24 protein-coding genes and 1 other RNA gene are annotated in these 24,680 nt (G+C 45.4%); 10 read left to right on the forward strand and 15 right to left on the reverse strand.

Annotation, left to right across the window (positions count from 1 at the left end; all coding sequences use genetic code 11):
* Positions 1-46 precede the first annotated feature (46 nt).
* Positions 47-1,639, reverse strand: coding sequence for a DUF4419 domain-containing protein (locus ACE1CD_RS36305; protein ID WP_374827846.1), 1,593 nt, complete (start codon positions 1,637-1,639; stop codon positions 47-49).
* 135 nt (positions 1,640-1,774) lie between these two features.
* Between ACE1CD_RS36305 and ACE1CD_RS36310 the strand changes: the two genes are divergently transcribed.
* On the forward strand, positions 1,775-2,374 hold the full coding sequence (locus ACE1CD_RS36310; protein WP_374827847.1) for a hypothetical protein: 600 nt from the start codon (positions 1,775-1,777) through the stop codon (positions 2,372-2,374).
* Positions 2,375-2,627: 253 nt separating this feature from the next.
* Here ACE1CD_RS36310 and ACE1CD_RS36315 read toward each other — a convergent pair whose 3' ends face one another.
* The 5 genes from ACE1CD_RS36315 to ACE1CD_RS36335 form a co-directional block, all read right to left on the reverse strand.
* Positions 2,628-2,780 carry a hypothetical protein gene (locus tag ACE1CD_RS36315; RefSeq protein ID WP_190465772.1) on the reverse strand — a complete coding sequence of 51 codons (153 nt, stop codon included), beginning with the start codon at positions 2,778-2,780 and terminating at the stop codon, positions 2,628-2,630.
* A gap of 229 nt (positions 2,781-3,009) precedes the next feature.
* Positions 3,010-3,282, reverse strand: a complete 273-nt coding sequence (locus tag ACE1CD_RS36320; protein WP_190465774.1) for an RNA-binding protein — start codon at positions 3,280-3,282, stop codon at positions 3,010-3,012.
* A gap of 1,150 nt (positions 3,283-4,432) precedes the next feature.
* Positions 4,433-5,200, reverse strand: a complete 768-nt coding sequence (locus ACE1CD_RS36325) for a pentapeptide repeat-containing protein (RefSeq protein WP_374791851.1) — start codon at positions 5,198-5,200, stop codon at positions 4,433-4,435.
* Between the two features lie 167 nt (positions 5,201-5,367).
* On the reverse strand, positions 5,368-5,628 hold the full coding sequence (locus ACE1CD_RS36330) for a cold-shock protein (RefSeq protein WP_374791849.1): 261 nt from the start codon (positions 5,626-5,628) through the stop codon (positions 5,368-5,370).
* A gap of 22 nt (positions 5,629-5,650) precedes the next feature.
* Positions 5,651-5,812 (reverse strand): HPF/RaiA family ribosome-associated protein, encoded by a 162-nt coding sequence (locus ACE1CD_RS36335; protein WP_374791847.1) that lies wholly within the window; start codon positions 5,810-5,812, stop codon positions 5,651-5,653.
* Positions 5,813-6,566: 754 nt separating this feature from the next.
* Here ACE1CD_RS36335 and iscB point away from each other — a divergent pair.
* From iscB to ACE1CD_RS36350, 3 genes are all read left to right on the forward strand, one after another.
* Positions 6,567-7,853, forward strand: coding sequence for an RNA-guided endonuclease IscB (gene iscB / locus ACE1CD_RS36340; RefSeq protein WP_374791845.1), 1,287 nt, complete (start codon positions 6,567-6,569; stop codon positions 7,851-7,853).
* Between the two features lie 103 nt (positions 7,854-7,956).
* Positions 7,957-9,381, forward strand: a complete 1,425-nt coding sequence (locus ACE1CD_RS36345; protein WP_374827848.1) for a dihydrolipoyl dehydrogenase family protein — start codon at positions 7,957-7,959, stop codon at positions 9,379-9,381.
* A gap of 115 nt (positions 9,382-9,496) precedes the next feature.
* The gene (locus ACE1CD_RS36350; protein ID WP_374791841.1) at positions 9,497-10,339 is read left to right on the forward strand and encodes a metallophosphoesterase; all 843 of its coding nucleotides are present in this window, start codon (positions 9,497-9,499) and stop codon (positions 10,337-10,339) included.
* 121 nt (positions 10,340-10,460) lie between these two features.
* Here ACE1CD_RS36350 and ACE1CD_RS36355 read toward each other — a convergent pair whose 3' ends face one another.
* The 7 genes from ACE1CD_RS36355 to ACE1CD_RS36385 form a co-directional block, all read right to left on the reverse strand.
* Positions 10,461-10,661, reverse strand: coding sequence for a hypothetical protein (locus tag ACE1CD_RS36355; RefSeq protein ID WP_374791839.1), 201 nt, complete (start codon positions 10,659-10,661; stop codon positions 10,461-10,463).
* A 250-nt stretch (positions 10,662-10,911) separates the two neighbouring features.
* Positions 10,912-11,943 carry a hypothetical protein gene (locus ACE1CD_RS36360; RefSeq protein ID WP_374827849.1) on the reverse strand — a complete coding sequence of 344 codons (1,032 nt, stop codon included), beginning with the start codon at positions 11,941-11,943 and terminating at the stop codon, positions 10,912-10,914.
* 684 nt (positions 11,944-12,627) lie between these two features.
* Positions 12,628-13,329, reverse strand: a complete 702-nt coding sequence (locus ACE1CD_RS36365; RefSeq protein WP_374791835.1) for a peptidoglycan-binding protein — start codon at positions 13,327-13,329, stop codon at positions 12,628-12,630.
* A gap of 112 nt (positions 13,330-13,441) precedes the next feature.
* Entirely contained in the window at positions 13,442-14,734 is a 1,293-nt protein-coding gene (locus ACE1CD_RS36370) for a M16 family metallopeptidase (protein ID WP_374791833.1), read from the reverse strand.
* 71 nt (positions 14,735-14,805) lie between these two features.
* Positions 14,806-16,074 (reverse strand): M16 family metallopeptidase, encoded by a 1,269-nt coding sequence (locus ACE1CD_RS36375; RefSeq protein WP_374827877.1) that lies wholly within the window; start codon positions 16,072-16,074, stop codon positions 14,806-14,808.
* A gap of 298 nt (positions 16,075-16,372) precedes the next feature.
* A non-coding RNA gene (gene ssrS / locus ACE1CD_RS36380) (6S RNA) lies at positions 16,373-16,557 on the reverse strand.
* Positions 16,558-16,750: 193 nt separating this feature from the next.
* On the reverse strand, positions 16,751-17,902 hold the full coding sequence (locus ACE1CD_RS36385) for a 5-(carboxyamino)imidazole ribonucleotide synthase (protein WP_374827850.1): 1,152 nt from the start codon (positions 17,900-17,902) through the stop codon (positions 16,751-16,753).
* Between the two features lie 84 nt (positions 17,903-17,986).
* Between ACE1CD_RS36385 and ACE1CD_RS36390 the strand changes: the two genes are divergently transcribed.
* Positions 17,987-18,841 (forward strand): FkbM family methyltransferase, encoded by an 855-nt coding sequence (locus ACE1CD_RS36390; RefSeq protein WP_374827851.1) that lies wholly within the window; start codon positions 17,987-17,989, stop codon positions 18,839-18,841.
* Between the two features lie 9 nt (positions 18,842-18,850).
* Here ACE1CD_RS36390 and ACE1CD_RS36395 read toward each other — a convergent pair whose 3' ends face one another.
* Positions 18,851-19,426, reverse strand: a complete 576-nt coding sequence (locus tag ACE1CD_RS36395) for a pentapeptide repeat-containing protein (protein WP_374827852.1) — start codon at positions 19,424-19,426, stop codon at positions 18,851-18,853.
* Positions 19,427-19,754: 328 nt separating this feature from the next.
* On the opposite strand from ACE1CD_RS36395, the gene ACE1CD_RS36400 reads away from it, so the two are divergent.
* The 3 genes from ACE1CD_RS36400 to msrP all read left to right on the forward strand — a co-directional run bounded on the left by ACE1CD_RS36400 (position 19,755) and on the right by msrP (position 22,484).
* Positions 19,755-20,252, forward strand: coding sequence for a peptidoglycan-binding protein (locus ACE1CD_RS36400; RefSeq protein WP_374791825.1), 498 nt, complete (start codon positions 19,755-19,757; stop codon positions 20,250-20,252).
* A gap of 307 nt (positions 20,253-20,559) precedes the next feature.
* Complete coding sequence (locus tag ACE1CD_RS36405) at positions 20,560-21,426, forward strand: tetratricopeptide repeat protein (protein WP_374791823.1); 867 nt, start codon at positions 20,560-20,562, stop codon at positions 21,424-21,426.
* Positions 21,427-21,494: 68 nt separating this feature from the next.
* Positions 21,495-22,484, forward strand: coding sequence for a protein-methionine-sulfoxide reductase catalytic subunit MsrP (msrP, locus tag ACE1CD_RS36410; RefSeq protein ID WP_374791821.1), 990 nt, complete (start codon positions 21,495-21,497; stop codon positions 22,482-22,484).
* Between the two features lie 135 nt (positions 22,485-22,619).
* Here msrP and ACE1CD_RS36415 read toward each other — a convergent pair whose 3' ends face one another.
* Positions 22,620-23,000: a hypothetical protein gene (locus ACE1CD_RS36415; protein WP_374791819.1), complete on the reverse strand. Its 381-nt coding sequence runs from the start codon at positions 22,998-23,000 to the stop codon at positions 22,620-22,622.
* Between the two features lie 141 nt (positions 23,001-23,141).
* On the opposite strand from ACE1CD_RS36415, the gene ACE1CD_RS36420 reads away from it, so the two are divergent.
* Together ACE1CD_RS36420 and ACE1CD_RS36425 are read left to right on the forward strand one after the other, a co-directional pair.
* The gene (locus ACE1CD_RS36420; RefSeq protein ID WP_374791817.1) at positions 23,142-23,726 is read left to right on the forward strand and encodes a hypothetical protein; all 585 of its coding nucleotides are present in this window, start codon (positions 23,142-23,144) and stop codon (positions 23,724-23,726) included.
* Positions 23,727-23,967: 241 nt separating this feature from the next.
* A complete protein-coding gene (locus ACE1CD_RS36425) occupies positions 23,968-24,597 on the forward strand; it encodes a Uma2 family endonuclease (RefSeq protein ID WP_374791815.1) in 630 nt (209 codons plus the stop codon).
* Positions 24,598-24,680: the final 83 nt, after the last annotated feature.

The following is a 24,680-nucleotide window of genomic DNA, read 5'->3' on the forward strand; positions in this document are numbered from 1 at the left end:
CAGGGAGCGAGCTTTTGACGATCCGCCTCGCTTTTCTTAGCGCTATTCAATCACCCTCATCAAATGAATCATCGGGAATAAAGTCAGGCGCATCGAAATAGTATCGTCCCTCTGCCTGAATTATTCGCTCAAACAATTGCGGAATTCCCTTAGCAATAACCGCAGAATTTTGGGGCTTCAAAAGCTTGTACTCTTTTTTCAAAGTTGAATCCCAGAAACTCATAGGCTGACCTACAATCATCCACCACTCGTTATAACGTTTATAGGTTCCATCTTTCAAGTTTCCCGTTGACCGGCTTACATAGGCATAAGCAATACAACGACCGTCATTGAGGTCAATAAAAGCTGTCCCGTATTTGTGCAGGCGGTACATCATATATAAGTAATCTTGTACCGATCGCACCCGCCAACTGTGTTCCGTATGGGCAAATAGAGTCGCTCCATTAAATCGTTCCAACAGTTGTATAAGTTCTCCCGGCATATCCGGAATATAAATATCATTATTGCCCGATCGATCCAAAGGTGGTAGTGTTTCGTGTTCCTGCTCTAACAAATCCAACAACTTGGTAAACTTATCTTGTTCGCGAACTGCCCAACCAATTTCCGGTTGAAGAGTACCATTGTCTGAATCTTGTTTAATTCCAATAAATCCAGCTACTAATTCTAGCGATTTTTCTCCTTGCTCTGTCTTCAATTTAAATGGAGCGCAGGACAGACCAACAGGTATTGCTTGAGTAGAAATACCATCCTCAACAGTTATATCTGTGCGAGCTATATTTAGAATTGGGTTTCTAACTTTTGGAGCCTTTGTCTTGCTCTCTTTAAGATATGGAAAGAGGTTAGCTAACCATCCCGTAATTACTTCTCCGCCGTAAACTGACTTAGGTTTGTAAATTTGACGCCAAAAACTTAACGAAGGTTTGCCTTCAGCGGTTTCTAGAAATCCTTGACAAATTGGTAATAACCGCTGTGTCCACCAATCCAACTCGTATTCAGCTATCTTCTCGACTCTATGCTGAATACTGCGCCAATCATCCACCGTACCTTGCAAAGTCACGAAAGGAATACCGCAAATCCCCACAAGCAAATAATCGAAATACTGCTGGAAAGCATCCATCATCACTACATGACTCGCAGTGCGTATTCTTGGCGTAGTGGTGCTGAAGTTGCACTCCATCAAGTCGCACAAATCTGCACCTACCTGTGCGCGAATACCTTTAACCCATTGTTCTATAGCTTTTTCCCAGTGATAAGGTTGTGTGAGTTCCTCTGTTTCAGATTTAAGTAAAATTTTTCCCTGGTGGCGCACAAAACGAGAGCGAAGTGCTTCCGCGTTATTATTGATATGATGTGCAAAACCTTGTGCGATCGTCATCCAAATCGCATCCGGAGTCAGCAGCAAGGGTCGATGTTGACTGAACGCTATGTGAACTGCACTTACCAAAGCATTGTCACTGGTATTTTCTACAAGTGGGAACTCCGGGTGGTGACTGAATGCAAGTACCGGACTTCCATAGCACTTTTCAAAGTGTAACAAAGCACTTTTTTCTGCAACCAAGTCTTGACATGGTTTTACATCATCGACTTGGAAACAAATTTCACCTACTCTCTGGGATATAATGGGGGCTATATCGTTCATAAGTAGCTTTGACTGAGGTAGATTTTAGGGCGACGAACACGCGCTTAACCTATTTTACTATCTGTTATTCAGAAAAAGGGTAGTCGCTCTCAATTGTTTTCTATTATCACCACAAAAACAGGAGAGCCAATTTGTATGCGTTTCTGGCTTCTAATTCTACTCTTATTAGTTTTATTACTTACTGTTTTCTTTGCCGCACGTGAGCCAATCACCGAGCAAATAACAATAAGTTCGGTACTGATTTCCGATAGCGCAGTTGATATTGGTGAAGATACACCATCAAAGCTTTTTAAAATGATCGAAAAAGATAAGAAAAATGACCGAGCTTGGCAGGCAATTCATTATTACAGCAATATCACTGATGCCGGATATACTTTAATGTTTTATCGCGACTGCTTTAACGCCCTGAAAGACGATCCTCTGCTATTTTTCGATAGATATATGGCAGGTGACGAGAAAGCTTTATTTTTGATGGTAAATGCTTTATCGCACGACTTTTCAGCTTTTACAGGGGAGAGTTTTGAGCAAACTGAGAAAGTCTTTCGTCAGTCTTTCAATCTAATTAGGGATTTTATCACTCAACACGCTAAACAGCGAGAAGTTGACCGACGCGCTGATAATTTTCTCAGAATTAGTCAAGCTCAGTACGACTCTTGGAGATTGCGTTACTGCGAATTCGTTAGGACTCGATCGAATATAGTTGCTACTAATTGCGCTCCTGGGGAGAAAAAATGATGGGAGCAATTACGATCGCTATTGTTGCGCTTGATGCGATCGCTCTGTTCTGCAAACTTTAGGTCATCCGCTCAAAGGAGGACTTTTCCTACCTACCGACTCCTTATGAGGAAATTTTATCGAAATCTGCAAAAATTACCAAAAAGCCCAACCTCTGCGCCAAAAGATGCTCAACACTTTGAAGAAACACCCCGACCCCAGAGATTGGGCAAATTTTACGCTGCAAAAGCGAAGCGAAGTGAGGCTAAGCCTCTTACTCTTCTTCGTCGTCACCCTCTGCGGAAACAGACTGGTTGCGTTTTCTAGAAGAAGAGAAGTTAGTCGTATTTTTCCGTTTGCGATACTTTCGTGCGTATGCTTGGTTACGCAGTGCTTTTTCTTTCTTTAGATTGCGGCGTTTCGCCATTTTGACCTCATTGCGGAAAAAAACAGTAGCACTTCTGCAATATATTGAGGCGCTACTATCTTTAGGTATGATTAGGGTTGCCGCTTAGCCTTGTTTTTTAGGTAAGCTTAGTTAAGATATCACAAATTCAAAGCAGTGTCAAGACAAAGTTACCCTCACAAGGCTGAGGATCTGTGTAGGTTCGATCGATCTTAACCCCCAGTTAACATTAGGGGCATCCAACCTAATTCTAGTAGCTGCTGCGATCGCTACGCCTGTCTTCTTGGGGTCTTGCCTTGTTCACCCGCAGCTGACGCCCCATCCATTCAGAAGAATTTAAATCCGAGATTGCTGCATCTTCTTCAGCTTCGCTAACCATTTCCACGAAGGCAAAACCTCGCGCTTTGCCTGTCTCCCGGTCTACTGGTAAGACTACTCGTTTGACAGAACCATACTCTGTAAATAATTGTTTAATATCTTCGGAAGTGGCTTTATACGACAGGTTGCCAACGTAAATCGTCATAAAAAATCGTCCATCGATCGAGAAGGGCAGATCCAGGCTAGTTAAGGATATTCGAGAAGTATGACTGGCTTGGAGCTAAAAATTTACCGTATTTTTCCGGCTTTTATTCGGTACTTTAGCCCAAATCGGTCATTTTTTCCTACCCCTTACCGCACCTCGTATCTGCATTCCTGTTTATTATAGCCGGGTCTGCTCTTAGCCGATCGTGTTGGAGGTGACATTATGAAAATCTTTTGCTGCCACTTTAGATAGAGCTACTTTTATCCAGGTGAAGCGATTTGGAGAGCCCTAGTTTCTACGGTAATTTAGAATACATTTTATTTAAAGTTTTGCCTAAACCAAACAAATGTAAACCCTTACAGGGGTGAGGTTTTGCTACGATTCGCACCCCTATTGCTGATTCAGTAGGCTTACGGTTTCGGTTACGTTTTTACCTAAGTACAGGCTGGAATCGGTCTGATTTTGCGAAGTAACACCCAAGAAAAAGTTTACAGAGAACGTGATTGCAGCCGCTAGTATTAGTTTTTCCAACATACTCAACTCCCCCATTGACAGATGGCATCACCGCAGAAACACCGATACTATTAATATCGATCCTTTTTATAAGATGTCTGGTGATGAGTATCTTTCAAAAAAGGTGACAATTATCTGAGTGCCAAGTGATTTAAGTCACAGCTACTTCTAATTTTACTCAAGTAATCAGTCAGTTTTAGCTAGCGAAAAGGATTAATTATTCTTCCTTACGTAAGAGTGATATCGCTTTATCTTGATAAACTCAAACTTCCGATGAAGTTTTATTTAACAATTAGACATCTCCGACAAAAGAATCTCACTCGTCAGGCAGGATGCCAACCCCACAAGAATTTTTGGAAATGTCTAATGAACAAACAAAAAAATCAGAAAAGTAATGCCAAATCTGCGATCGAAACCCCCTTTATCCCTAAGAAGGGTGAAGTATTACAGTAGAAAAACTTTGGGCCAAAGGAATACACCGATCGCCGCAAAGCTTCACCCCTACACCCCACACTACTAGAGTCAGCAATGACTCTAGACAAGGACTCTCGTTGAACCAAGAATCCCCGCATCTAAGCGAGCGGGGAGTGTCAAAGCCTGATACAGTATAATTTCAGCTATGCGATCGCTCTAGGCATTAGAAAAACAATTGCAGCCCCAAACTGGCAATACCGCTTAGGAAATTCAGAAAATTCGATCCGCCGCCAGAACGCCTGGGTTTATTAGCTGTTTCAATTCCTTTAATAACATCTTGAGCTAATTGATATCCCTGCTGATTTCCTTGCGCCATGTAAAGTTGTGCCGCTCGCTGAGTATCCGTCATCGCTCCCGTTTTGTCGCCTTGTTGAAAGCGAACCATACCGCGCCCCATGTAAACTTCAGCATAGTCGGGTTTAATATTCAGCGCCTGGTTGAACAGTTCCATCGCTCTAGCATAATTGTCTCTCTCCGCTTCTGCCATTGCCCATCGATAGAAGTCCTCAGCTGTACCGGTGTAGCTTGGCAATCCCATCGCACCCAAAAAGTTAGCATTAGTTAAACTAGCACCAACTAAATTAGCCTGAGCGAGAAAAGTATCTCTCATATCCGCAGCATTAAGATTGGCACCGCTGAGATTGGCACCGCTGAGATTGGCACCAAACAGACTCACGCCTGTAAGATTGGCATTGCTGAGATCTGCACCGATTAGGTTGGCGCGACTGAGATTAGCGCGAGTCAAATCGGCACCGCTGAGATTGGCGTTAGCCAAATTAGCCATCACCAGTCCGGCATTGCTAAGATCGCACCTGGGACATTGCCTTGTCGAGAGCAGTTGTCTGATATGGTCGGGATTGGCAGCTTCGGCAGCATTTGCCAAACTAAAGGTTGTCAGCAGTGTTGCACTAGCCAAGAGTGTTGATTTCATAAGCTTATCGAGAACGATCGCCATCGGATCTTTTCTGTATATCAGCAATTGTGCTAAATCCAGGCAATTAGCACAAGTCAGTTGAAAGGTTGAACGAGAAGGGATTTTGCGTTTCCCTTTCCCGTTTTTTTAGTACCCAGGCGCTCAAATTGACGATCGCAACTGCACTACTGCCAACCCAGCGGCGCTTCCACGGGAGGTTGCTCAGCCGCAGAGTCTACGCGCACACCCGGTTTATCGACAATCTGCACCCTCTCCTGTGGCCCCATTTCCCCTGACTGCTCAACATATCGCACACCGGTACCAACTTCCAGGCGATCGTAATCATCGTGGAGAACGCTGTTACGGTGGAAATAAATATCGCGACCGTCCAGAGATCTGATAAAGCCGTAATCTTGCTCTGGAAATAGCTTGGTCACAAGTGCCATTGTTTGCTGTTCTTCGTGAGTCTTAACCGCTGCGCGGGCGATCGTGTGCCTTTTCGATCGCTACGTGGCAACTACTGATATAGGCGCATACTTCTTCTAATTTTGCCAATTTTTCCCTAACTAATGCCTCAATACTATCTGTCTTTTCCACATCTCGATAGGTAATTTCCCATCCAACTTGCATCGCTTCTACCTCCCAGTTGAATTTCCGGAACAAAAAAGAAACAAATTCACATTTCTTTTGCCTTTTTGCCTGGGTGACGCTCAAGGCAAAAGAAAAATGTTTTGATTTTTACTTAAGATGTATTCGCTGAAATGTCGGTCTGGATACAACCGACATTCCAGCGCTGACTGTAATACTATCGATGCGATCGCAGACTGTAATTCTATCTAATTACAGAAATTGCTTAAGATTCATTATCAATAAAGTCACTTAGTCAAACGCAGATCCACATATTAGACTTTCTCAGACTTTCGTCATCTGGCAAAAAGAATAGGCGAGCGCTGTATCGTTGTCCGAGCGTAATGGCTATATACTACGCTTTGTCCCGCAAGTTATTTCATTTTGGGGGAAGCACCCACCTGGGCACAAGATGTTGGCGGCACTATATTTATAGGCGATACTATAATAAGCCAAATTACTACATGGCATCAATCAGCCGCAATCGGGGTGAGTTCTGCCAAATCAATGGAGGTAAACTACCCGCCACCAAGCTGAGTACAGCTATGGTGGGGGCTTTTAAAGAAGCCTAGAGTTTACCCGACTAAGTACCTCGCGTACTACGTTTTGGAAGCCATCACACCTACAGATACGAAGCCAGTCTGTAGCTCTGTGGTTAACGATTAAACAGGCATATCGGGTCGAAGCCAGTGTCGTTAATGCGACAAACTTCTAAAACATTGTCAAGGCTAACATTACCCGCAAGGAGACTCACAAGTTGAGTAAAGTTTTCGTTTTGAACGCTAACAAGCAACCTCTCAACCCCATCCATCCAGGCAGGGCGAGAATGCTGCTATCTCAAGGGAAAGCGGCGGTTTTCCGACGCTACCCTTTCACGATAATTCGGAAAGAAGAGGTATTAAATCCCGATGTAGAACCACTTCGTATCAAGATTGACCCAGGTGCCAAAACAACTGGATTAGCTGTAGTCAACGACAGCACAGGCGAAGTTGTTTGGATAGCTGAACTACAGCACCGTGGCTTCCAAATTCGGGACGCTTTAACTTCCCGCCGCCAGTTAAGGAGGTTGCGTCGTAGCCGCAAAACCCGTTATCGAAAACCTCGTTTCCTTAACCGCACCCGCAATACAGGATGGTTGCCACCGTCTTTAAATAGTCGAGTTGCGAACATTTTGACTTGGGTTAGACGACTGTCTTTGCTGTGCCAGATTAACGCTATTTCTCAAGAATTGGTCAGATTTGATACGCAGCAGCTGGAAAACGCTGAAATTAGCGGGATTGCCTACCAACAAGGGACTATAGTAGGCTACGAAATTCGTGAGTTTCTCTTGGAAAAGTGGGATAGAACCTGTACCTACTGTGGGGCAAAAGACACCAAGCTTGAGATTGAGCATATACAACCTCGCTCGAAAGGCGGTTCTAACCGAGTCAGCAACTTGTGTTTAGCCTGTACTCCTTGCAATCAAAACAAGGGCAACCAAGATATCAAGGACTTCCTCAAAGGTAAACCCGACTTACTCAAACGAATTCTGGCACAAGCTAAAAGACCTCTAGCTGATACGGCTGCCGTCAATGCAACCCGATGGAATCTGTACTTTAATCTTCAAAAAACAGGTTTGCCTGTTGAGGTAGGCACTGGCGGTCGCACCAAGTACAACCGCACCATCCGTGGCTTGGACAAGACCCATTACTGGGATGCGGCTTGTGTTGGAGCATCTACGAAAGAACAGTTAATTATAAATGGACTCAAACCCTTACTGATTGCGGCTAAAGGACATGGAACCCGTCAGCAATGCCGCACAGACAAATTTGGTTTTCCGGTTCGCTATTGTTCCAGAACCAAGTTTCACAAAGGTTTTCAGACAGGCGACTTTGTTAAAGCCGTTGTCACCTCTGGGAAGAAGATTGGGGCTTACGTTGGTCGAGTAGCCACTCGTGCTACTGGAAGTTTCAACATCTCAACAACTGATGGCGTCGTTCAAGGAATTAGCCACAAATACTGCACACACATTCACAAAAAAGATGGCTACGCCTATGCTACATAGACCCTGCCCCCCTTTTCCTCCCACCACCAATCTGGGTACAGATATGGTGGGGGTCTCCAAGGGGGAAGAAAGATGAAGACCGGATATAAGAGGATATGAAAATATGGCAGCCGATTACGATATAGTCATTATTGGTGGTGGTTCCGCCGGGTTGGTTGTTGCCAGCGCAGCAGCCCAACTAAAAGCAAAAGTAGCGCTAGTGGAACGCGATCGCCTTGGTGGCGACTGTCTTTGGTATGGCTGCGTTCCGAGCAAATCTCTCCTCCACGCTGCCAAAATTGCTTATCAAGTAAAAAACGCTGCTCGCTTTGGCATTGACTGCGAAAACCGGGAAATTGAATTTGCCAAAGCTATGGGTCACGTCCGGAGTGCGATCGCTGCCATTGAACCCCACGATTCACCAGAAAGATTTCAATCGTTAGGCGTTGAAGTAATTTTTGGTTCCGGTCAATTTATAGACGAACAAACTTTTTCAGTCAACCATCGCCGTCTCACTGCAAGAGCATTTGTAATATCCACAGGTTCTCGACCGGCAATTCCTCCTATCCCCGGAATTCAAGAAGCAGGATATATTACCAACGAACAAGTTTTTCAGCTAACTAAATGCCCTCATTCCCTTGCCGTAATAGGCGGCGGGCCAATAGGATGTGAATTGGGTCAAGCTTTTGCTCGCTTGGGTTCTCAAATTACTATTATTGCCAGCAGGGATTACATTTTACCCAAGGAAGATCCGGAAGCAGCCCAAGTTGTGCAATCCCAAATGGAATCGGAAGGAATTACTGTCATCACAAAAACACGAGTGGAACGAGTGGAAATCATCGACGGTAAAAAGCAAATATGGGCAGGCGATCGCCAAATTATTGCAGATGAAATCTTAGTTGCCGCAGGTAGAAAACCTAATATAGAATCTCTCAATTTAGAAGCCGCAGGAGTTGCAGTTGACAAACACGGAGTAACCGTAAATGCTAAACTCCAGACAACTAATCCTCGCATCTATGCTTGCGGCGATGTGATTGGTGGATACCAATTTACCCACGTCGCCAGTTACGAAGCAAGTGTAGTCCTAAAAAATGCTTTATTCCTACCTCTGACAAAAGCCAAGTACGAAATAATCCCTTGGGCAACATTTACCGATCCAGAATTAGCGCGAGTTGGCTTAACCGAACAGCAAGCTAAAGAAAAATACGGCGATAAAATTTACGTACTAAAGCAGAATTTTGCTGAGGTCGATCGCGCCCAAGCAGAAGCCGCAACTAGCGGATTTGCCAAAATTATTACCCGTTCTAACGGTGTAATTCTCGGTGCCCATTTAGTCGGCCCTTCTGCCGGCGAATTAATCCACGAAATCGTCTTAGCAATGTCGCACAAGCTGAAAGTTTCTACCCTCAGCGGTATTATCCACATCTACCCCACTCTAGCAGAAATAAACAGCAAAGCCGCACTTCAACTCACCAAACAAAAATACGCTAAAAACCAGAAACTCCAAACCATCCTCCAAAAACTCTTCCAACTTATGCGAAGCTTTTAAAAGCCTCACCCGCGCTTCCTCAGTCGTAATACCAGAGGAGGAAGAGAAGCAAAAAATTTTTATTTGGCGTCAATCTCTGCCTACCTTTGCCTTAAAAAAAATTCATTTCTAAGTTATGCACAGGCTGTTAACCGGGGCATTGAAAGTTGAAAATATCATAGTAGCGATCGCAGACTTACCAGTATCGTTACATCATACAAAAATCGTACAGTTATCCGATTTCCACTACGACGGAAAGCGACTTTCGGAAAACTTGCTAGAAGAAGCGATCGCTGCCAGCAATCAAGCGGAACCTGACCTTATTGTACTTACCGGCGACTACGTAACCTCAGATCCTGCCCCTATTTATAACCTAGTACAGCGACTCAAACACCTGCAAAGTCGTATGGGTATCTATGCTATTTTAGGCAACCACGACCTTTACTTTCGGCACTCGAAACAGCAAATTCGTACAGCCCTAACTAACATCGGCATTCACGTCCTCTGGAATCAGGTAGCTTATCCCTTTGGCCCAGGATTAGCGCTGGTAGGTCTTGCTGACTTCCATTCTGCCAAATTCAAGCCTGGGCCGATCCTGAAACAGATAGATTCCGCCATTCCCCGCATTGTCTTATCCCACAATCCAGATAGCGCCGAGATTTTGCAACAGTGGCGGGTGGATTTGCAACTTTCAGGTCACACTCACGGCGGACAAATTTTGTTACCCCATTTGGGGCCACTACCTGCATGGTTGCCAGTAGTTACTCGCACGATTCCCAAATCGCTTCGCCCTCTTCTACCATACACCCGCAAAGATTGCCGCAAAGTATTTCAGCATTGGGAATGGGCCCAAGGTTTGCATCAGATTGGCGCAAACCGTTTGTATGTCAACCGAGGATTGGGAACCTATTTACCCGGACGCCTCTTCTGTCCCCCAGAAGTCACGATTGTCAAGTTAATTGGTGAGCCTGTATCTTAGGCCACATTTTTAAACCCGCCCAGCTACTTGGATAAACGTTTAGTAGCTTGCGGCGGGTTAAGATCTGTCGATTTAATCGAAACGAATTACAACCAGGTGTTTCCAAAAAGAAGGAACTTAACTACAATAAGGTGGACTTGAATCGCAACCGACCGCAACCGGACTTTTGCATCACCTCCGTGTATTCACACAGCCGATTAAGATAGTGATATCTGCTTTGCGTTCTAATATCAAACATTAATCCGGGCTGAACGCAATGCCACTTTTCTTGGATGAATCTCACATCGGTCAGACGTTGCGTTTGGATTGGAGCGGGAGGCACTAGCTCGAATCCAAGAGTTTTGTTTGAAGACTTTCTTGATTCGTGCCTTAATTTTTAAGTTAGCATTTGTTTCCTAGTGGTGCGATAGTTATTTACAAAACTTTATATAGTTTGAATTTTTGAAATAGTTCATAAATTTGATTAATTTTGAAATGAGCATAAATAAAAAAAGCCCCCTATTTATTTGAGGAGGCCGAAGATTAAGCGACTATCAAGAAGCAATTAGGAATAAGGATGCAAAATTTCGCTTTTATTGGCCCGAACCGCCCGCGCTACCTGCGCCAGAACCGCTACCGGATGTGCCACTACCTGTAGCACCGCCGGTAGAGCCGCTACCGGATGTTCCTGTGCCCGTACCGCCGGTAGAGCCGCTACCGGATGATGTGCCTGTGCCCGTACCGCCGGTAGAACCGCTACCGGATGATGTGCCTGTGCCCGCGCTACCAGCGCCAGAACCGCTACCGGATGTGCCACTACCTGTAGCACCGCCGGTAGAGCCGCTACCAGATGTGCCTGTTCCCCCCGTGGTAGAACCGTTACCGGATGTGCCTGTTCCCCCCGTAGTAGAACCGTTACCGGATGTGGTGCCACTGTTACCTAAAGAACCTGAAGTTGCCGCGCCGCCATTCTGGTTTTGCGATCGATCCGGTACTGTCTGTACAGAAGGCAACTGTCTACTTCCCGTAGAAGTGCCTGTTGAGCTTTGGGATCTACTTTCACTGCCCGAACTTTGATTTTGTTGCCCAGAACTGGGTGGAACGTTAATGTTAATATCTGGCGCTGGTGTTGGAGAAGATGGTGATTGTTGAATAGTAATGTTCGGTTGCGGTGATGAAGAAGCCGGCGTTTGTCTTTGGGGAACCGGAACTACTACAGGAGATCTATCTATAGTTGTTTCGCGCTGTATGATCGTTCTATCTGGAGCCGGACTGGGTGATTGATTTGCTCTAGGTGCCGGTACAGGAACGATCGCAGGTGCAGGTACCGGCTCATTATTCCCCTGGTTGAAGAAGTATAGTGCAGCAGCACCGAGACCGACAAGAGAAGTTAGGATAATCCCCAGCAGCAAGCCGCGAGCTGCATTATTATTATCGCGAGTAGTTTGGTAACCTTCTTGGTGGCGACGTTCGGCCATACGACCGTGAGTGTAACCGTCGCGATACTCATCTGGTGTTGTACCGTGAACGGTTTCCGTGTTTGGCGTTACTCTGCTATGAGTGTTTCCTTTCGGATCTTGATAAAATTCACGCTCAGAGGTGGTGCGATTGTTGTGGTCTGTCATAGCTTTTGATACAACTCCCTTGCGGAATAAACAAATAGAGAAATCTACTGCACTGCCTCAAAAGCAGATTTAAACAGCGATTTATTTGTTCTATTAATTAAGCAGGATTTATTTTTTTGTCCTGTAAAGCTAGAATAACCAGAAAGTTCTCGCCTCTGGCTCTATCCCAAGTCGAAATCATCCTTACGTCAAAAGATTGACTTGAGCGGTGGCACAACAGGGGAGCGCTCTAGTGCAATATCAATCTTGGGATGTTAGACACGAAGATATTGAGATTCCACTTAAAACTAAGTTTGATTGGGAGATTATTCAAAAGAACGATCGCACCTTAAATTACTGCTATGATTAAGTTTTAGTTGATAGTTTCAATACATTACCCCATCAACGAAAGCGTTAGTCGGCTCTGCCTTATTTATCCGGATAATAAAATCTTATTTAGTCCCTTTGCCGTAAGACGATCGATCGCAACTTACCCATTGTTTTTTTCTCCCCCACTCCCCTCTAATGCAGTACATATTCTTTGAGCGGGAAGCTAGTAACTGTAGGGTGTGTTAGGCACGGGCGCAAGAAAATAGAGTACGGCAAGCAAAAATTAAATTGCTGTACCTAACATACCATCCCCCAAATTGGTAACAAAAGTGAAGATTTTACCCCATCAACCCAAAAGAACCAATGTACCGACAACTAAGGTAAAATGGCTCTCCAAGTGCTTCGGCCAACAACTCCATCAGCATTTAACCCAAAATTTCTTTGTGCCGCTTTGACGGCAATTTGCGTATCTGAGCCGAAAACACCATCGACAGCACCAGTAAAAAAACCGGTTGCTTGCAGTCGTTTTTGTAACCAGAACACAGCAGGGCCGCGCATCCCCAGCCGCAAAATTGGTAAATTGTTTGTTGGGGACTCAGGAAGAGTAGAAGCGCTGGTGTTAGCGGCAGACTGATTTGCCGGTACTGGTTTTTCTTGTGACTCGGCTGTTGGGGAGGATACAGCAGAAGGCTGTGTCGTCAGCGCAGGTGGAAATAATCTTTCCCAAGTTGCCGTACCCACAATACCATCAGCTTTTAGACCAGCCGCTCGCTGAAATTGAGAAACTGCGATCGCAGTTGTTTCATCATAGTTGCCATCAACCGCGCCACCATAATATCCCAACAGTTTGAGAACTGCTTGCAGTTCTGAGACTACCACTCCCTGACTACCGCTTTTGAGGGTAGGTCGAACTACGGATTGGCGGCTGGAAACTTCCGAGTCTAAGCGACTGAATCCCTGGCTAAATGCAGGTGGCAGTTGATACCAACTTAATAGGGAAACAGGAAGCACAAATAAGCAAAAACGGATCGACCTTGACATTTTCCATCGCGTCATTCGCCACTGGTCATTAGTCATTGGATATATATCATGACACATGACTTTTGTCAACTCCCGCTCTCGAAACCCAATTTATATGAATGATGGGGCAATCTCTAGTCCCTAACCCCTAACCCCTAACCCCTAACCCCTAATTTTGCCAACCCTTTTCTACCAATCCATCCACAGCATATGCTGGCCCAACCAAAGACACATAAGGCTCGATAAAGTATCGGCAAGCCGCATCCATCGCCGCCTCAGTTGTTACAGCTGCAACAGCTTCGGGGAAAGTGATATCGAACTCGATTCCCAACCCCAAGATTTCGTACCAGCCATAAACCTGGGCTATTTGAGCGTTGGTTTGTTTGCCCAAAGCGTACTGACCCAGCAACTTATTTTGGGCAGCCTGAAACTCTTCTGGGGCAAGTGGAGCTTTGCACAAGCGATCGACTTCTGCCCTTAAGCTATCGAGTGCGATCGCTGTATTTTCGGGGGCAGTACCCATGTAAACTGCAAATTGCGACCAATCCAAGCGAGTGGGGTAGAAAGCAGAAACCTCATAAGCCAAACCTCGCTTTTCCCGCAATTCCACAAACAACCGACTGGAAAGACCGTTCCCCAAGTACGTATTGAGCAACTTTAAAGCCATATAGTCGGGACTTCCCACTGATGGTGTGAGATATCCCAACATCACAATAGATTGCTGAGTTGGTTGGTAGGTAACGCTGGGGTGAGGAATAGGGGTAATGCGGGGTAGATTGAGGGTGGGTATAGGCGTTGCAGGTGCTTCCCAGTCGCCGAGAACTTGCTCGACTTGGGCGATCGCATCTTCTGGCGCTATTCTGCCCACTATACTGATGACAGTATTATCCGGGCGAAAGTAAGTGCGATGGTACTCCTGTAAATCAGCACGACGAAGCTTGGAAACGCTGCTTTCTGTTCCCAGACTCGACATCGCATAAGGATGATCGCGATACATAGCTTGTCGCAGCTGCTCGAATGCCACAGTAAAAGGCTGTTCTTGCTGCGATCGAATTGCCTGCAAAGCCATGCGGCGTTCCAATTCCACTTCTGTTTCTGGAAAGCTGGGCGAGCGCAACAGCTGCCCAGCCAGTTCCAGTATCTCCGCAAAATCAGCAGAAACAGTTTTCATGCTGAGCAAAAAATAATCGGCAGCCGCGTCAGCACCCAAACTTGCTCCCAAGGATTCTACACGTTCGGCAATTTCTGAAGCGGTCAGTCGATCGGTTCCCTTGGTAAGGACGGATGCGAGTAAGTGAGACAAACCCGCTTGCGACCTTTGTTCCCACCGACCCCCAACACGCAAAAATATCCGACTGGCAATAATATCGGCAGCCGGATTTTCCACTGCGATTACGACAATGCCGTTTTTTAATAGTGTTCGCTTAATCCCTCGATCGATGGAATTTTGCATTCTGGTCATCTGTCAATTGTGAATACTTAATACTCAATAGTCATTGATCGCTAATGGCTTTTCAACAAAGCCATTAGCTATTAGTAATTAGGTTTTAAGATAGTGACCGCATAACGCTCCGGAGATAGATACTGCTGTGCTAGCTGCTGAACTTCTGCTGGCTGAAATGATTGAATCTGCTGCGGGTAGGTAACTGCGATTTCTGCTTGGGCGATCGTATTGTAATAGCCATACAGCCCAGCCAACTGCCCGGGCGATTCTGTGGAAAAAGCATAATCATTACACAACAGGCGTTTGCAGCGTTTCAATTCTGCCTCAGAAACGGGTGAGGCGTGCAACTGGGCGAGGCAATCCGAAATCAGCCCCTCTACCACATCTAAATATTGCGGTTCCAACCAGGCACTAATCGTAAATAGACTCGACTCCTGCTGTAGCGAGAAACTGCTACCAACGTTATGCACTAATTGCTCTTCTTCCCGCAATTGCCGTATCAGTCGAGAACACCGCCCTTCTGCCAACAACACCGACAGCAAATCCAACCCGTAGGCACTGCGTAATTCCTCCAGTCCCGGGCCTGTCCAACCCATGAGCAGACGAGCTTGCTCCAGTCTGGGTAGACAAAGTTCCTGGCGGCGAATTTCTGTCAGCGGGCTAGCGATTTTTGTTTGCAATTGGGGAGAATTGCAACGAGGGGCAAACTCTACAAACGATCGACTCACAAGTTCTAGAGCCGTTTCTCGATCGACTCCCCCGACGATCGTCACAGTAATGTTTTCCGGTTGGTAATGGCAAGCGTGGAAACATCGCATCTCTGCGGGAGAATGTTTGAGCAGATGGCTCTCCGTTCCAAGTACCGGACGACCGTAAGGATGATGGGGATAAATGCTTTCTACCAGCGCTTGGAAACCCAACCAATCCGGGTTATCTTCTGCTTGGCGAATTTCCTCCAATACCACATCCCTTTCCCGGATGAATTCGTCATCTGGGATGGCAGCATTTAATAGCAGTTCCGCCAAGTACGGCAACGTATCTGCCAAGTACGGCACCGCTGTGGTAATGAAGAAATGAGCGTAATCGTGGCTCGTAGCGGCGTTTGTGACACCTCCCCAGTTTTCCACAATCTGGTCAAACATTCCTGGAGGCACTCGGTCAGTGCCTTTGAAGATCATGTGTTCCAGAAAGTGGGCCATACCAGACCATTCATCGGGTTCTCGTATGGCTCCCGCACGCACCCAAACATCGACCACTGCTACGGGTGTGGCCGATATGTATTGGTGAATCACCGTCAATCCATTGTCTAGCCTGAATACATCAGCCGGGAACTCTGACACGTTCGGCAGTTGAGACAAAACGTTTAATCTCAAACCCGCATTCCACTCGTTTTCAATTATGTTAGCGTTTCTTGTCCAGCTTAACTGGAATCAAAAAATACAAACAGTCATGGGGAGTCAAAAGTCAAAAGTCAAAAGTCAAAAGTCAAAATTTCTCCCTCTCCCTCTTCCCTTTTTCCTTTTCCCTCTTCCTTCTCCCTCTTCCTTCTTCCCTAACCCCTAACCCCTAACCCCTAACCCTTAACCCCTTTTCCACCTTATCGGGATCACAAAAAAAAATACCCCCATCTGTATGACAGGGGAATTATTTCTGTGCAGGTATCCCGCAACGCCGTCTTACCTCAGTTTTTGACCTGGATGAACCAGGTGGGCACCATCGGTGATAGCTTCAAAGTTTCCGGGTACAAGCCCGGTCTACCGCAGCTCAAACTCTATGGCTCCCTTTTTAAACAGGCATAGATCACAAAACATTATTGGCAGTCACCAACGTCTCAGGACAACCTGCTTCCATATTTTAGCTTTTTTCTGGAGATTGCAAAGGGGGGAGTGGGGGAAGTCAAAAGTCAAAAGTCAAAAGTCAAAAGTCACTCATTAAGAATTTATTCCCGCTATCTCGTTCCCCCGCTATCTCGTTCCCCCTCTCCCCTCTTCCCTCTTCCCGACGCCCTAGTCCCTAACCCCTAGTCCCTAACCCCTAACCCCTGCTGTACCATATGGATTCGATCGCCTGTGCTAAGGTTTGTGCGTTGGATTTATCTGCGCCATCTAATAGAACGGTAACGTGGCCGAGTTTGCGACCGGGGCGGGATTCGCTTTTCCCGTACCAATGGACGTGAGAGTTCGGTAAATCGGCAAGTTGTTGTCGTTTGCTGAGGTAATCGTTCTGGGAATGTTCGTAACCCAATAGATTTACCATGATTGCCGCATCGCATTTTAAGGCAGGATTGCCCAAGGGTAGGTCGCAAACGGCTCGCAGATGCTGCTCGAATTGAGAAGTATAACAGGCATCAAGGCTAAAGTGCCCGGAATTGTGGGTGCGGGGTGCAATTTCGTTGACCAATACTTTGCCAGTGGCGGTCAAAAATAGTTCGATCCCGAATATTCCCACCGCTTGTAAGCTATTGAGTAGGGTATGGGCGATCGCTTCTATCTGGGCGCTGACGGCTGAATCGATATCTGCCGGTACTAGCACTCGCCGACAAACTTGTTCTTCTTGTTGCGTTTCCACTACAGGATAAACCGCAACTTCACCAGTATGGGAACGCGCTGCAATTACCGCCAGTTCCCGTTCAAAGGGAATAAATTCTTCTAGCAATACAGGGGTTTGTCCCAATCGTTGCCATGTTGCTGCCAGAGTTTCCGCATCTTTGATGATGAAGGTGCCCTGTCCGTCATAACCGTGGCGTCGCGCCTTCAGCACTACTGGGAATTGGAAATGGGAAATTAAGTGTTCTTCCGCTTCGTCCTTTTCCTCAAGGGCGACAAATTCGGGCACCGGTATACCCAAATCTCTCAAATAGCAGCGTTGGTCGTATTTATCTAAGAGGGGGGCCAATACCTCTAGCTTCGGACGAAAGCGGACGCCTTGTTCCTGTAGCGGCATTAGAGCTTCCAAGTTGATAAACTCATTCTCAAAGGCGATCGCATCGCAGCGAGTAGCTAGCTCGGCGGTGGCGGCATCGTCATCCACTGGTGCAAAAATGGTGGAAGCTGCGATCGCCACAGCCGGATCGGTGGGATGGGGCGTTTGGATTGCTAATTCAATCCCCAACGTCTTTGCTGCACCCGCCATCATCCAAGCTAGCTGTCCTCCACCAATAACCCCCACTCGCTTAATATTGTTCATTGCTAACTGTGATTAGTCATTTGTCATTTGCGATCGGTCATCGGTCAAAAGGTTATGCCCATTAACCATCACCTATTCTTTATTATGAAACAAATTTGGAACGTTATATTTAGCCATATTTTACGTTTAATCGTCAAGTTAGTTTTTGTTTTTACTGGTAAGGGTGGAGGTAAATTTGCCCATTTACTAGCCAAAGGCAAAACTTATACAGTCAAAAATTATGCTGGTAAATATAAATTTAATGTTGATACAACTTATCCAATCGAAGCTTCTGTATGGCTTGGCGGTGTGTACGATGTTGTAACCACCAAGTTTTTCCGCAAGGTGATTCGCGAAAATGATGTATTTTTAGATATTGGCGCTAATTGCGGTGTCCTTACCTTAGTTGCCGCTAGTTTAATAACTACTGGCAAAATTTATGCCTTTGAACCATCAGAACATATCCGTTATCGTTTGCAAGCCAATATTAAGTTAAATCCGCACCTGAAAGATTTAGTAAAAGTGGTGCCGTTAGGAGTGGGTGCGAGTAAAGGCCAGCTATTTTATCACGAAGACCGAGAATTTCTAGGAAATGGTGCTTTGCAGCCAATTTCCGGTATTTTGGTAGATGTAGTTTCACTTGATGAATGGGTAGTGCTGGAGAACCCCGATCAAATAGATGTAATTAAAATAGATGTAGAAGGCATGGAATATGATGTTTTACTAGGAGCTAAGGCAGTCATAGAAAAGTATCATCCCTTAATTTACTTTGAAACATTGCCTATTTTTTTTAAATATACCTCTCACAATATTAGAACTATCTACGAATTTCTGGCAAACTTAGGTTACAGGATAGTGAGCCCCACAGAACCTCACTCGGAGATATCTTTTGATGGCCCTTATCCTGCAAATTCTGTCGCAATTCATCCCCAGCACGCAGATAGATTAAAAAGGCAATAAGCGGTAGAATTACCTACAACCGAGAGAATCGCGAGTTGCCACACCTGTTTTAGAATTCACGCCGCTAGCGCGTTGGCATAATTCTCTGATTTGACTGCCATCCAAAATCGCATAGCTGAAATCTGCCCCTGTAATATCAGTACCTCTAAAAATAGAGCGCAGTAAAACGGCTTGCTCTAAAATTGCGTCGCTTAAATCGGCATTTGTCAAGTTGGCTTGATCTATCAAAGCATTAGTCAAGTCAGTTCCGTGCAAATTTGCCCCTGTCAAAACAGAACCGCTAAAAGCCACTCCACGCAAGTCAGCATTGGCGAAGTTCGTTAGTTGCATATTAGCGTTGGAAAACTCAGCTTGGCGCAGAGTTTGACCGGAAAAATTTTGCCCTGTCAGTTCCGCATTGCTGAAGGACACAGGCGGGGCATAGTCGAATGCTTGTGCTGGAAAAGCCCAGCAGCATAGAATGGAAGCTAATAGGAATGCAGCTACTTGCCGGAAAATCATAGAAAAACAGTTGTAATTTGGTCGATCGATCGGGTTATCTTTCAGATTACTGCATTGTGCTGCCAGAGAATCGGTTGATCGCACAAAGGTTTATCTGTACGTAAGTCACCTGAAGATGGTTGTAATCTCTTTCTTTAGATAGTATTTATCTGCATAAAATTTTCTAGCTTTCTTGCCACAAAATCAGATGCTGCGTTCTGGCATCCACAAAGTCATTTTTATCAATTTTACAACATCATACTTGTGCCGTAAATTAAAAATTTATCAGCCCTTTCTTAGGTTATAAAATTGACAAGCCTAAACTCACACTAGCGGTCTATGTTCTAATTCGATTGACCATATAAGGTTGAGGATAGATAGATAAAGTTTGAAAGAAGCGCTTGCCTCAAGTTTGTAATAGGGAGTTTCAATCATGGCCACTAAATTAGTGAAATCGAGTGTTGTATACGTCGGAATTATCTCTGCAATTTCTGCGATTCCTTTCCTGGGAGGGATGCCTGCTAATGCTCAGACTGGTTCCCCTCAAGTGAATGATTCTTTAAACCAAACGAATCAGCAACCAAGTCAGCTAAATCAATCTCCCTCTGAACTCAATCAGCCGCTAAATCAACCTTCTCAAAATACAACCACTACTCCATCTAATGGTACGAGCGGTACGAGCGGCTTTTCAAACAACCAAAATCCGGTTTTAAGTTTGGGTAGTCGGGGAGAAGAAGTTAGACAGGCTCAGACTTTATTGCAACAACAAGGTTTGTATAATGGCCCGATTGATGGTGTGTATGGGCTGCAAACTCGCAACGCTGTTAGAGCATTCCAACGTTCTAAAAATTTGGTTGCGGATGGTGTGATTGGGACTAGCACTTGGAGTGTAATGCTCAATCCGCAAAATCAAGCTTCTTCTAATTTGTAAGGGCTTGGTAACTCGAATTCAGTCATTAGTTATCAGTCATTAGTAGGGACAGGATAAACCTGCCCCTACTCATTTATGAGTTTTTTCGCCCAGTTCCGGGGGCGTGTGGGTGGAAAAGGTTTTGGCAGATGACGGATGACGAATGAATGTTTATGTGTTGTTTTATTGACATGAAGCTGATAGACATTCTTAATATTCTACGCAATGGCAAGAAAGCCGTCCTGGAAGGACGGGGTTTTAAACCCAACTTTTTGATAAAGTATAATTGTGGATTGATAAGGATATTTTTAATTGCTTGCTGGTCGCTATGAGTCGTCTGAGTGCTTTTGACCAAGTAAACGGTAGCCATAATAAATCTTTAGAGTGCCGTCCGGATGATTATCGCTCCTGGTATCGACGGGGCAATGCGCTGCGTGCGGGGGGCCATCACCATGATGCGATCGCCAGTTATGACAAAGCGATAGAATGCAAATCGGATGACTACCGCGCTTGGTATCAGCGGGGAAATACTCTAGACGATCTTGGCTTTTATGAAGATGCGATCGCTAGCTATAACCAAGCACTACATTTGAACGCCCATGACTACTGGTCTTGGTACTGGCGGGGTCATACGCTCCGTAAAGTGGGGCGTTACGAAGAAGCGATCGTCAGTTACGATAAAGCGATCGAGTTGAAACCAGAAGATTACTGGGCGTGGTACAATCGCGCTCACGCTCTGCGGGAGGGGAGGCGTTACGAAGAGGCGATCGCCTCTTACGATAAAACTCTCAGTCTAAGGCCAAAAGACTACTGGTCGTGGTATTGGCGGGGCGATAGCTTGCGTTTGATGGGTTGCGATGCAGAAGCAATTAGCTGTTACGATAAAGCGTTGCAAATCAGACCAAATGACTATTGGGCATTGTATCGTCGCGGCGATGCGCGGCGCGGTATGGGTCGCTATGATGATGCGATCGCCTGCTACAACAAAGCGATTGAAATGAATCCTCACAAAGCTGATGCTTGGTTCAGTAAAGCTTGCTGTTGTGCGCTTTTAACTAAGGTAAATTGGGCGGTGGAAAGCTTGCAAAGGGCGATCGAACTGGATCGGGATAAATACCTAACTCTAGCGGCAACAAGTTCCTATTTCGATCGGATTAGAGGAAATCAGCGCTTTCAACAATTGCTGCAAGAATAAACTTATTTTGACTTTTGACTTTTGACTTTTGACTTTTGCCAGCCGATCGAAATAGGAGTTTGTTCTCTATGACACTGATTCGCGTGCCTAAATCCTGGGAAATTCCCGATCGCTCCGTCACACCGGCAGATGTTTTTTTCAATCGGCGTCGCTTTCTGAAAACGCTCGTGGGAGCAAGCTTGGGCGCAAGTATTATGCCCATTTTAGGCTGCCAGCAGTCTGGAGAATCGGCGCTGACCCTGGAAAAAACATTGGATAAACCGAAGTTAAATTCAGTTAAACGCAATCCCGCTTTTGCCGAAGTCGATCGACCGATTACCGCCGAAACTTTGGCTGGCAGATATAACAATTTTTATGAGTACGGTAGCGGTAAATCGATTTGGCAAGCAGCCCAAGCTTTGCCTACTGAAAACTGGAAAGTTGAAGTAACCGGTTTGGTGAAAAATCCCCGTACTTACGACTTAGATGATTTGCAGAAAAAGTTTCCTCTAGAAGAGCGCGTTTATCGTTTTCGCTGCGTTGAAGCATGGTCGATGGCGATTCCCTGGATTGGATTTGCCATGCGCGAATTAATTGCTGCGGTGGAACCAACTTCGCAAGCTAAATTTGTCCGCTTTACCTCTTATTACGATCCGAAAATTACGATCGGTCCAGCTTGGACATTGGGGAGAAAGTTGCCTTGGCCTTATACAGAAGGTTTGCGCCTAGATGAAATGGCGAATGAGTTAGCATTTTTTGCTGTAGGAGTTTACGGTCATTTGTTACCCGATCAGCACGGTGCGCCGTTGCGAGAAGTAATACCGTGGAAGTATGGTTTTAAGGGTGCGAAGTCGATCGTAAAAATTGAGTTTGTGGAAAAGCAGCCAGCAACTTTTTGGAATACGCTTGTACCTAACGAGTATGATTTTATCGCGAATGTAAATCCCACAAAACCTCATCCCCGATGGTCGCAAGCGACGGAAAAATTCGTCGGGAAGGGGCCGAATTTTGAGTGGGAGAAACGAGCCACGCTTCCTTATAACGGTTATGGGGAATACGTGGCGAGTTTGTATGCTTGAAAAAGGTCACCCAATTTTGGATTTTGGATTTTGGATTTTGGATTGGCTGGGCCTTGAAAGAGCGGAGGTTGAAATTCGTCAAAATTTTTTGATGATTCCCATTAAAATGGGAGGCTTGAAACCGCTTTTTTTCGGTCAAGCTGGCTGCGATCGCTTATCGAGGTTAAGGTCAGGTGGGCGAACTTTGCCCACATCTGCTGGATCTAGCTGTTCTTTAGCGATCGCGACTAGCTCCTCAACAGTGTAAGGTCTTTCAGCTGACTCCGACCAAGTGAATGGGGCTAAGTAGGCTAAATCCTCAGCCTTTGGCTTCACTACAGATGCGGTTTCCAAACGCCACAGCTTGTTTTTGCCGATTACCTCCTTTTTGTGGTACTCGTTGATCAGTTCCACAAAGTCGTCCAATGATAAGCCGTGTCCTTCGTCTTGGCGCATTCTGGCATTGAGCAGAAGTTCCCCAAGGCGATACCTACCATCTCGTGTAAATCCTTGCGCCTGTTTCCTGTAAATTGGCACAGCGATAGTCTGTTACTCTTATTTAATCCATCATCATTTCAATATAGATCGTAATTCTTTACAAAAATGTTTTAAATATTGTTTAATATATGTTATATTGGTATCAGTGGTAAAAGTCACGCGCCAGTGAGGAAGCAAATCATGGCCAAGCGGTTAACAGAATTCGTCAATCCGAGAAACCTCCAAATCCAGCTTTCCGACATTGCTAACGGGATAGGGAAGCCAGCAGAGACACTCAGCTTACCGGAACAAGCGGAAGACCCAGATGGTTGGAAATGGCCGGAAATATTTCTGGTGACAGTCGAGGGAGAAGGGGGACGGTTTTGCAGCTATCGGGTGTTGGAATGCTGGCTGTTAGCTGTGATTGAATTGCTGACAAGTTGCGCTGACTGGGAACAGTTAGAAGAATTGATTGCTGTAACAGAAGCGGAATTGGAACGGTATTGCTACCCGCTAGCACACAGGGAACAATTGCAGGCAGTTTTAGTGCAACAAAAAGCACGTTTGGAAGATTTGAAAGTGAAAGCAACCGGGTTAATAAATGCTTGGGATTGGGCGAAAGGATGGGAGAGAGTTTTAACGAATTGTCCCGATGAAAAAGCTTTAAATATGGCAGTGGAATTATTTAAAACCCAAAAAGCATTGTTTGCGGAATATCCAGATGCGATCGAATCCGTGCGGCAAGTAGGCAGAAAGCAACGGAGATCCTTGCAGCTTTGTGCGTGAGATGGACGGATTGGGGTCTAATTTGAAATATTTGTATATATGTATGGTTCCTCCATAACTGTATACTTACTGTTTCACAAATAACCAAACACCAATTTTTGCTTTCCCTGGCTTTCCGAATCGGCAAATTCCCTGAAAATTTTAGAAAATCTCCCCGCAGGCAGAAGCTATTAACTGTAAACATTCGGCTTTTGGGTGAGACAATGTTTAATGGAAAAACACAGGGAATTGAGCATTTATAATGGCAGTCGATTTAATTCAACCAAAGCAAAAGTTTGTCCTGACAGACATCAGTTGGGATGCCTATGAAACAATAGTGAAAGTATTACAAAATCGCTCGGTTCGCCTGACATACGATCGCGGCAATTTAGAGCTGATCGGCCCCCCCTACAGACACCAGCGCTACAAGACACTCATAGGGAGCTTTATTAAAATTTTAGCGGCAGAGCAAACTATTCCCCTAATTAATCCGGGTTCTATGACGTTTAAGCGTCAGGACTTAGAACGAGGCTTAGAACCAGACGAATGCTTCTACATCCAAAATGCCTCAGCTGTAATGGGTAAAGCGGAAATTGACCTCACTCGCGACCCTCCTCCCGATTTGGCGATCGAAATTGAGATCGGCAACTGTTCCCTAAATAGAATATCAATTTATGATGCTCTTGGTATTCCCGAAGTCTGGTGTTACGACGGAATTACCCTGAAAGTTTATCTACTCGCAAAAGAAGAAGGTGGCAAACTAAAACAAAGGTTCACTTTCCCTTTTCTGCCACTGCCAGAATTTATGCAGTTTGTCCGACAGGCAGAAGTAGTGGATGATACAACTCTATTTCAGTCATTTCGGGATTGGGTGAAAAAAGGTTTCCGCTAGAGACAGCTTATATTTAGCGATCTGGGCCAAACTCTGAAGAAGAACTCTTCCTCAAGGAACAGGCGCTTTCGGCAGAATTTTGT

It is taken from the genome of Aerosakkonema sp. BLCC-F183 (assembly GCF_041929145.1).
In the GTDB taxonomy this organism is placed as follows: Bacteria; Cyanobacteriota; Cyanobacteriia; order Cyanobacteriales; family Aerosakkonemataceae; genus Aerosakkonema.

What these genes read in the sequence shown, in the direction of transcription:
- ACE1CD_RS36305 (WP_374827846.1), bottom strand. Translation starts at nt 1,639, where the DNA reads ATGAACGATATAGCCCCCATTATATCCCAGAGAGTAGGTGAAATTTGT.
- ACE1CD_RS36310 (WP_374827847.1), top strand. Translation starts at nt 1,775, where the DNA reads ATGCGTTTCTGGCTTCTAATTCTACTCTTATTAGTTTTATTACTTACT.
- ACE1CD_RS36315 (WP_190465772.1), bottom strand. Translation starts at nt 2,780, where the DNA reads ATGGCGAAACGCCGCAATCTAAAGAAAGAAAAAGCACTGCGTAACCAA.
- ACE1CD_RS36320 (WP_190465774.1), bottom strand. Translation starts at nt 3,282, where the DNA reads ATGACGATTTACGTTGGCAACCTGTCGTATAAAGCCACTTCCGAAGAT.
- ACE1CD_RS36325 (WP_374791851.1), bottom strand. Translation starts at nt 5,200, where the DNA reads ATGAAATCAACACTCTTGGCTAGTGCAACACTGCTGACAACCTTTAGT.
- ACE1CD_RS36330 (WP_374791849.1), bottom strand. Translation starts at nt 5,628, where the DNA reads ATGGCACTTGTGACCAAGCTATTTCCAGAGCAAGATTACGGCTTTATC.
- ACE1CD_RS36335 (WP_374791847.1), bottom strand. Translation starts at nt 5,812, where the DNA reads ATGCAAGTTGGATGGGAAATTACCTATCGAGATGTGGAAAAGACAGAT.
- ACE1CD_RS36345 (WP_374827848.1), top strand. Translation starts at nt 7,957, where the DNA reads ATGGCAGCCGATTACGATATAGTCATTATTGGTGGTGGTTCCGCCGGG.
- ACE1CD_RS36350 (WP_374791841.1), top strand. Translation starts at nt 9,497, where the DNA reads ATGCACAGGCTGTTAACCGGGGCATTGAAAGTTGAAAATATCATAGTA.
- ACE1CD_RS36360 (WP_374827849.1), bottom strand. Translation starts at nt 11,943, where the DNA reads ATGACAGACCACAACAATCGCACCACCTCTGAGCGTGAATTTTATCAA.
- ACE1CD_RS36365 (WP_374791835.1), bottom strand. Translation starts at nt 13,329, where the DNA reads ATGACTAATGACCAGTGGCGAATGACGCGATGGAAAATGTCAAGGTCG.
- ACE1CD_RS36370 (WP_374791833.1), bottom strand. Translation starts at nt 14,734, where the DNA reads ATGACCAGAATGCAAAATTCCATCGATCGAGGGATTAAGCGAACACTA.
- ACE1CD_RS36385 (WP_374827850.1), bottom strand. Translation starts at nt 17,902, where the DNA reads ATGAACAATATTAAGCGAGTGGGGGTTATTGGTGGAGGACAGCTAGCT.
- ACE1CD_RS36390 (WP_374827851.1), top strand. Translation starts at nt 17,987, where the DNA reads ATGAAACAAATTTGGAACGTTATATTTAGCCATATTTTACGTTTAATC.
- ACE1CD_RS36400 (WP_374791825.1), top strand. Translation starts at nt 19,755, where the DNA reads ATGGCCACTAAATTAGTGAAATCGAGTGTTGTATACGTCGGAATTATC.
- ACE1CD_RS36405 (WP_374791823.1), top strand. Translation starts at nt 20,560, where the DNA reads ATGAGTCGTCTGAGTGCTTTTGACCAAGTAAACGGTAGCCATAATAAA.
- msrP (WP_374791821.1), top strand. Translation starts at nt 21,495, where the DNA reads ATGACACTGATTCGCGTGCCTAAATCCTGGGAAATTCCCGATCGCTCC.
- ACE1CD_RS36420 (WP_374791817.1), top strand. Translation starts at nt 23,142, where the DNA reads ATGGCCAAGCGGTTAACAGAATTCGTCAATCCGAGAAACCTCCAAATC.
- ACE1CD_RS36425 (WP_374791815.1), top strand. Translation starts at nt 23,968, where the DNA reads ATGGCAGTCGATTTAATTCAACCAAAGCAAAAGTTTGTCCTGACAGAC.